This window comes from Nocardioides sp. P5_C9_2 (assembly GCF_054049555.1).
On the sequence record NZ_JBFUMD010000165.1, the window covers coordinates 1 to 7,314 of the forward strand.

Below are 7,314 nucleotides of genomic sequence, written 5' to 3' on the forward strand. Positions count from 1 at the left end.
CGCCCTCACCGGCCCCGCCGACGACCCCGACTGCGACCCGGTCGCCGACGGGACGGTGGCGGAGATGACCGTCGATCCCGACGAGCGGGGCAAGGGCCACGGGTCGCGACTGCTGCAGGCGGCCGTGGACACCCTCGTCGCCGACCGCTTCACCCGAGCGGTCTCGTGGCTCATGGCGGGCGACGACGACCAGCGGCGCTTCCTCACCGAGGCGGGCTGGGCGGCCGACGGGGCACACCGCGAGCTCGATCTCGACGGCTCGGGCGAGACCACCGTCCGGCAGGTCCGCCTCCACGCCGCGATCGGCTGACCGGTCTGACCCACCCCTGGGGGTGCTTGCTTTCTCCAGACGGCGGAGCATCATGGAGATCCGGCCGGGCCGTCGCGCCCGGTGATCACGTGGGGGTGCACGTTGTTCGGTCCGTTGCCCGTGCTGCACAGAATCGTCCTGGTCGTCGGCGCTCTCGTCGTCTGGATCGGTCTCGGCGTGTGGTCCGCCCTGATGCCCGACGTCCCGCTGTCGGTGGGACCGGGGATCCTCGTCGGCACGATCGCGGGAGTCGTGACCGCCTACGTCCTGCTCCACGACTTCCACCGGTCGCCGCCACTGTCCACCGTCCGCGCCCGTCGCCGGCCCCACTGACGCTCGTCCCTACGCTGGCGGCATGGCCCCCGCCGACCGCCTCGCGTCCCTGCCGCCCGGCCATCGGCGCACGATCGTCGGCGAGAGCCTCGCCGTCGGGGTCGCCACCGGCGCCTACGGCATCAGCTTCGGCGCGGTGGGTGTCTCCGCCGGACTGAGCGTCGTACAGACGTGCGCCCTGTCGCTGCTCGTCTTCACGGGTGCCTCCCAGTTCGCCCTGGTGGGGGTGGTCGCCGCGGGCGGGGCACCGATCAGCGGGGCGATGGCCGCGATCCTGCTCGGCACCCGCAACACCCTCTACGGCCTGCGGATGGCGCCGCTCCTGGACTTCCGCGGCTGGCGTCGCGTGGCGGCCGCGCACGTCCTGCTCGACGAGTCGACGGCGATGGCGGTCAACCGTGACACCACGCCGGCCGCCCGCCTCGGGTTCCTCACGACCGGGGTCGCGGTCTTCGTCCTGTGGAACCTGGCCACCCTGGGCGGCGCCCTGGCCGGTACGACGCTCGGCGACCCGCGCGCCCTCGGCCTCGACGCCGCCGTGGGCGCAGCCTTCCTGGCACTGCTGTGGCCCCGGCTCTCCGACCGGCGCCACCGACTGGTGGCGGTCGCCGCCGCCGCCGTGGCCCTCGGTCTGGTGCCGATCACCGCGGCCGGGGTCCCGGTGCTCGCCGCCGGAGGGGTCGCACTGCTCGTCGGCGCCCTGGACCGGACCCGGGTCGCCCCCTGATGTGGGTCGCGATCCTGGTGGCGGCGGCAGGCTGCTACGCGCTCAAGCTCGCGGGGCTCTCGCTGCCGCCGCGGGTCCTCGCGCACCCCGTCGTGGAGCGGACGGCCGACCTCATCCCGGTCGCCCTGCTCGCGGCACTGGTCGCCGTACAGGTGTGGTCGGACGGCGCGTCGCTCACCGTCGACGCGCGGAGCGCCGGGCTCGGGTTCGCTCTCGTCGCGCTGCTGCTGCGGGCCCCGTTCCTCGTCGTGGTGGTCGGCGCGGCGCTCACGGCGGCGCTCGTGCGGCTGGCATAGGGCAACCTCGCGCGCGGTGCGAGCTGAGTCGCGCGGTGACTCAGGTCCCAGCGCCCGCCAAGACCCTTCCCGCCCGCGCGGAAACCTCAGCCGATCGCGGCGGCCAGGTCCTGGGCGGCCGCGCGCAGGATCGGCACTGCCTCCGCCATCAGGTCATCGGTCATCCGCGGCGCCGGGCCGGAGATCGAGATCCCCATCCCCACGGCGCTGCCGGGCAGGCGTACCGCGAGGCAGCGGACGCCGACCTCCTGCTCGCCCTCGTCGAGGGCGTAGCCCCGGGTGCGCACCTCCTCGAGCTGGTCGAGGAACACGTCGAGGTCCGTGATCGTGCTCGCGGTGTGCCGGGGCAGCCCGGTGCGGGCGAGCAGGGCCCGGACGTCGGCCTCGGGTGCCGCCGCCAGGACGGCCTTGCCGACCGCCGTGCAGTGCGGGTGCACGCGACGTCCGACCTCGGTGAACATCCGCATGGCGTGCCGGCCGGGCACCTGGGCGACGTAGGCCACACGGTCGCCGTCGAGCATCGCGAGGTTGGCGGTCTCACCGAGGGCGTCGACGACGCGTCCGAGCACGCGCTCGGTCCCGGCACCCACCATCGAGCCGGCGGACGCCCCGAGCGGGACGAGCCGGAACCCGAGGGCGTACCTGCGGTCGGGGGCCTGGCGCATGTAGCCCCGATCGACGAGCGTGCGGAGCAGCCGGTGGGCGGTCGGCAGCGGGACGCCGGTCAGGGCGGCGATCTCGCCGATGGTGAGCGTGCCTCCCCGGGCGGCCACCGCCTCGAGCAGGTCCAGCGCGCGGTGCACGGACTGCACCCCACCCGTGCGGGTGGACGGTTCGTCCGGTGCTGGCATCGGCTCCTCCTGGTGGCGCCCCTCGGGCCGGCGTGACCCTTGACACAGGGGACGACGACTCCATAGTTTCCATTATTGACCACCAACTTTTCCACAATGCGGAAACTCGGGCAAGGGTGGCGTCGGGTTTCCACTTAAGGAGTGGCATGACCGACCGCGTTCAGACCGGTGGCCTCAGCGTCGCCGCCAGCCTTCACCGCTTCGTGGAGGAGGAGGCGCTGCCCGGCTCGGGCCTCGACCCGCAGGCCTTCTGGGACGGCGCGGGTGCGATCGTGCACGATCTCGCGCCCCGCAACCGCGAGCTCCTCGCGCGCCGGGACGAGCTGCAGTCGCGCATCGACGACTGGCACCGGACCCACCCCGGCACGCCCAACGCCGCGGCCTACACGGACTTCCTGCGCGAGATCGGCTACCTGCTCGACGAGCCCGCCGACGTCGCCGTCACCACGGCGGGCGTCGACGACGAGATCGCGAGCATCGCCGGCCCGCAGCTGGTGGTCCCGCTGCTCAACGCGCGGTTCGCGACGAACGCCGTGAACGCCCGGTGGGGATCGCTGTACGACGCCCTCTACGGCACCGACGTGATCTCGACCGAGGGCGAGCTCGCGCCCGGCGAGGGCTACAACAAGGTCCGCGGCGACGAGGTGATCGCCCGTGGCCGGGCCTTCCTCGACGAGCACTTCCCGCTCGCCTCCGGCTCGCACGCCGACGCCACGTCGTACGCCGTGGACGACGACGGCCTCGCCGTGACCGTCAAGGACGACGCCGTGCGCCTGGYCGACCCCGCACAGCTGGTCGGCTTCCGCGGTGACGCGGCCTCGCCCGAGGCCGTGCTGCTGGTGCACCACCACCTCCACGTCGAGATCCAGGTCGACCGGACCGACGCGATCGGCTCCACCGACGCCGCCGGTGTGAAGGACCTGCTGCTCGAGTCGGCGGTCTCCACGATCATGGACCTCGAGGACTCCGTCGCCGCTGTCGACGCAGACGACAAGGTGCTCGGCTACCGCAACTGGCTGCGCCTCAACGAGGGCACCCTCGCCGAGGAGGTCACCAAGGGCGGCACGACCTTCACCCGGTCGATGAACCCCGACCGCACCTACTCCACGACCTCCGGCGACGAGGTCACGCTGCGCGGGCGCTCGCTGCTCTTCATCCGCCAGGTCGGCCACCTCATGACCACCGACGCGGTGCTCGACCGCGACGGCAACGAGGTGCCCGAGGGCATCCTCGACGCGATCATGACCGCGCTCGGCAGCCTCCGCGACGTGCGCGGCGAGTCCACGCTCGCCAACTCGCGCACCGGCTCGATGTACGTCGTGAAGCCCAAGATGCACGGCCCCGACGAGGTCGCCTTCGCGGTCGAGCTCTTCGGCCGGGTCGAGGAGCTCCTCGGCCTCCCCCGGCTGACCATCAAGGTCGGGATCATGGACGAGGAGCGGCGCACGTCGCTCAACCTCAAGGCGTGCATCGCCGAGGCCCGCGAGCGGGTCGCCTTCATCAACACCGGCTTCCTCGACCGCACGGGCGACGAGATCCACACCTCGATGCTGGCGGGCCCGGTCGTGCGCAAGAACGACATGAAGGGCGAGACCTGGATCAAGGCCTACGAGGACCTCAACGTCGACATCGGCCTCGAGTGCGGCCTGGTCGGCCGCGCCCAGATCGGCAAGGGAATGTGGGCAGCCCCGGACAGCCTCGCCGCGATGTACGACGCCAAGATCGGCCATCCGCAGGCCGGGGCGACCTGCGCCTGGGTGCCCTCCCCCACCGCCGCCACCGTGCACGCGCTGCACTACCACCAGGTCGACGTCCACGCACGCCAGGAGGAGCTGCGGGCGGGCGGACGCCGCCGGGACCGCGGCGAGCTGCTGCAGGTGCCGCTCGGCGACCCCGCGTCGTGGTCCGCCGAGGAGCGCCAGGCCGAGATCGACAACAACCTCCAGAGCCTCCTGGGCTACGTCGTCCGCTGGGTCGACGCCGGCGTCGGCTGCTCCAAGGTCCCCGACATCACCGGGGAGGCCCTGATGGAGGACCGGGCCACCTGCCGGATCTCCGCGCAGCACGTCGCCAACTGGCTGCACCACGGCGTCGTGACCGAGGAGCAGGTCGACGAGACCCTGCGCCGGATGGCGGCCGTGGTGGACGAGCAGAACGCCGGCGACGCGTCGTACACGCCGATGGCCCCGGCCTTCGACGGCGACGCGTTCGCCGCCGCGAGGGCCCTGGTGCTCGAGGGGCTCGAGCAGCCCAGCGGCTACACCGAGCCGATCCTGCACCGCCGCCGCGCCCACCGGAAGTCCACCGAGAGGACCTCGTCATGACCAGCTTCGACCTCGAGACCGCCCGCACGATCATCGCCGGGGCCCGCGCCCACGCCAGCTCGGCGGGCTTCAAGCCGCTCACCGTCGTCGTCCTCGACGCGGGCGGGCACGTCGTCGCCGTCGAGCGCGAGGACGGATCGTCGATGAAGCGCTTCGAGATCGGCTTCGGCAAGGCGTAYGGCGCCCTGTCGCTGGGCATGGGCTCGCGCTCGATCATGGGCCGCGCGGAGCAGCAGCCCTACTTCGTCGCCGCCGTGACGTCGGCGGTCGGCGGGACGCTGGTCCCCGTGCCCGGCGGGGTGCTGGTCCGCGACGACGGCGGCGACCTTCTCGGGGCGGTGGGCATCACCGGCGACACCTCCGACAACGACGAGGCGGCCGCGGTGGCCGGCATCACCGGCGCCGGGCTCACGCCGCAGGTCGACTGAGCCGTGGACGACAGCACCGCGCGCATCGCGGCCGTCGCGGACGTCGCCCGACGACTGCTCCCCGCCGACGCCGTCATCACCGACCGCACCCGGCTGCGGACCTACGAGTGCGACGGGTTGGCGCACTACCGCGTCACACCCGCATTGGTCGTGATCCCGCAGGACGCCGCCCAGCTGGCCGGCCTCGTGCGGGCGTGCGCTGAGCAGGGCGTGCCGTTCGTGGCCCGCGGCTCCGGCACCGGGCTCTCCGGCGGGGCGCTGCCCCACGCCGAGGGCGTGCTGGTGGTGACCTCGCAGATGCGGGCGATCCGCGACGTACGCCGCGAGGACCAGCGCGCGGTCGTCGAGCCGGGTGTCATCAACCTCGACGTCACCCGCGCCGCGACCCCGCTGGGCTACTACTACGCACCCGACCCGTCGAGCCAGCAGATCTGCTCGATCGGCGGCAACGTCGCGGAGAACTCCGGCGGGGCGCACTGCCTCAAGTACGGCTTCACCACCAACCACGTCCTGGGCGCGGACTTCGTGACCCCCGACGGCGACACCGTGGCCCTCGGCGGGGCCGCCCCCGACTCCCCCGGCTACGACCTCCTCGGCGCGGTCGTCGGCTCCGAGGGGACCCTGGGCATCGTCACGTCGACCACCGTGCGGCTGGTGCGGCTCCCGGAGGAGGTCCGCACGATCCTGGTCGGCTTCGGGTCGACCGACCAGGCGGGCGCGGCCACCTCCGCGATCATCGCCGCGGGCATCGTCCCCGCGGCGATCGAGATGATGGACGCCCTGGCCATCGAGGCCGCCGAGGCGGCCGTGCACTGCAACTACCCCGACGGCGCGGGCGCCGTGCTCGTCATCGAGCTCGACGGCGCGGCGGTCGAGGTCGAGCAGGAGTACGCCGAGGTCCGGCGGCTGTGCGACGACCACGGCGCCTTCGAGCAGCGGCTCGCGACCGACCCCGCCGAGYGGGCGCTCATCTGGAAGGGCCGCAAGTCCGCCTTCGCCGCGGTCGGGCGGATCAGCCCGGACTACATCGTCCAGGACGGCGTCATCCCGAGGACGGCGCTGCCCGAGGTGCTCTCGGCGATCGCCGAGCTGTCGGGCTCGTCCGGCGTGCGGGTCGCCAACGTGTTCCACGCGGGCGACGGCAACCTGCACCCCCTCGTGCTCTTCGACGACGAGGTCGAGGGTGCGGGCGAGGCCGCCGAGAAGGTCAGCGGCGCGATCCTCGACCTGTGCATCGAGCACGGCGGGTCGATCACGGGCGAGCACGGCGTCGGCATGGACAAGTCGAAGTACATGCCCCGCATGTACACCGACGAGGACCTCGACACCATGCAGCTGGTGCGCTGCGCGTTCGACCCGCAGAACATCTCCAACCCCGGCAAGGTGTTCCCCACCCCCCGGCTCTGCGGGGAGGTGCCCGGACGGCACAAGGGTGCCCACCCGCTCCAGGCCGCCGGCCTCGCGGAGGTCTTCTGATGACGACGCACACGCTCGACACGGCCGCCCGCGAGGCCGTCGCGTCCGCCTGCGCCCGCGTCGACGACCCGCAGAAGGCGGACGCGATCGACGGCATGCACCCGGGCCTCGTGGCCCGTCCGTCCGACACCGACCAGGTGTCCGAGGTGATGCGGGCCTGCGCGGCCCACGGCCTGACCGTCGTCCCCCGCGGCCGCGGGACCAAGCTCTCGTGGGGCACCGCCCCCACCGGCGCCGACGTGCTGCTCGACCTCTCGGCCCTCGACCGGGTGCTCGACCACGCCGCCGGCGACCTCATCGTCGCGACCCAGGCCGGCGCGCTCCTCGCCGACGTGCAGCAGGCGGTCGCGCAGGGCGGCCAACGGCTGGCCCTCGACGAGACCGTCCCCGGCTCCACCGTCGGCGGGATGCTCGCCACCAACACCAGCGGCCCCCGCCGCACGGCCACCGGCACCGCGCGCGACCTGCTCATCGGCATCACGATGGTGCGTGCCGACGGGGTGGTGGCCAAGGCCGGCGGCCGGGTGGTGAAGAACGTCGCCGGCTACGACCTCGGCAAGCTGATGATC

The 7,314-nt window shown here is 73.3% G+C and carries 9 protein-coding genes; 8 read left to right on the forward strand and 1 reads right to left on the reverse strand.

Annotated elements, in window-relative coordinates:
- The 4 genes from ACXJKL_RS10115 to ACXJKL_RS10130 all read left to right on the forward strand — a co-directional run.
- Nucleotides 1-310 (forward strand): N-acetyltransferase family protein (locus tag ACXJKL_RS10115; protein ID WP_457206930.1); only part of this gene is annotated, 310 nt, incomplete at its 5' end.
- Between the two features lie 120 nt (nucleotides 311-430).
- Entirely contained in the window at nucleotides 431-643 is a 213-nt protein-coding gene (locus ACXJKL_RS10120) for a hypothetical protein (protein ID WP_457206931.1), read from the forward strand.
- Nucleotides 644-665: 22 nt separating this feature from the next.
- Nucleotides 666-1,370 carry an AzlC family ABC transporter permease gene (locus tag ACXJKL_RS10125; RefSeq protein WP_457206932.1) on the forward strand — a complete coding sequence of 235 codons (705 nt, stop codon included), beginning with the start codon at nucleotides 666-668 and terminating at the stop codon, nucleotides 1,368-1,370.
- Nucleotides 1,370-1,666, forward strand: a complete 297-nt coding sequence (locus ACXJKL_RS10130; RefSeq protein ID WP_457206933.1) for an AzlD domain-containing protein — start codon at nucleotides 1,370-1,372, stop codon at nucleotides 1,664-1,666. The genes ACXJKL_RS10125 and ACXJKL_RS10130 overlap by 1 nt, the downstream gene beginning before the upstream one ends.
- Before the next feature lie 86 nt (nucleotides 1,667-1,752).
- Here ACXJKL_RS10130 and ACXJKL_RS10135 read toward each other — a convergent pair whose 3' ends face one another.
- Nucleotides 1,753-2,517: an IclR family transcriptional regulator gene (locus tag ACXJKL_RS10135; RefSeq protein ID WP_457206934.1), complete on the reverse strand. Its 765-nt coding sequence runs from the start codon at nucleotides 2,515-2,517 to the stop codon at nucleotides 1,753-1,755.
- A 146-nt stretch (nucleotides 2,518-2,663) separates the two neighbouring features.
- Between ACXJKL_RS10135 and ACXJKL_RS10140 the strand changes: the two genes are divergently transcribed.
- From ACXJKL_RS10140 to ACXJKL_RS10155, 4 genes are all read left to right on the forward strand, one after another.
- On the forward strand, nucleotides 2,664-4,841 hold the full coding sequence (locus ACXJKL_RS10140; RefSeq protein ID WP_457206935.1) for a malate synthase G: 2,178 nt from the start codon (nucleotides 2,664-2,666) through the stop codon (nucleotides 4,839-4,841).
- Complete coding sequence (locus ACXJKL_RS10145) at nucleotides 4,838-5,269, forward strand: GlcG/HbpS family heme-binding protein (protein ID WP_457206936.1); 432 nt, start codon at nucleotides 4,838-4,840, stop codon at nucleotides 5,267-5,269. Before ACXJKL_RS10140 ends, ACXJKL_RS10145 begins: the two co-directional genes overlap by 4 nt.
- 3 nt (nucleotides 5,270-5,272) lie before the next feature.
- Nucleotides 5,273-6,745, forward strand: a complete 1,473-nt coding sequence (locus ACXJKL_RS10150; protein ID WP_457206937.1) for an FAD-linked oxidase C-terminal domain-containing protein — start codon at nucleotides 5,273-5,275, stop codon at nucleotides 6,743-6,745.
- Nucleotides 6,745-7,314: FAD-binding oxidoreductase (locus tag ACXJKL_RS10155; RefSeq protein ID WP_457206938.1), on the forward strand; the 570-nt coding region annotated here is incomplete at its 3' end. The genes ACXJKL_RS10150 and ACXJKL_RS10155, both read left to right, overlap by 1 nt.

Bases quoted from the DNA above. Each gene is read 5' to 3' on its own strand.
- ACXJKL_RS10125 (WP_457206932.1), top strand. From the start codon at position 666: ATGGCCCCCGCCGACCGCCTCGCGTCCCTGCCGCCCGGCCATCGGCGC.
- ACXJKL_RS10130 (WP_457206933.1), top strand. From the start codon at position 1,370: ATGTGGGTCGCGATCCTGGTGGCGGCGGCAGGCTGCTACGCGCTCAAG.
- ACXJKL_RS10135 (WP_457206934.1), bottom strand. From the start codon at position 2,517: ATGCCAGCACCGGACGAACCGTCCACCCGCACGGGTGGGGTGCAGTCC.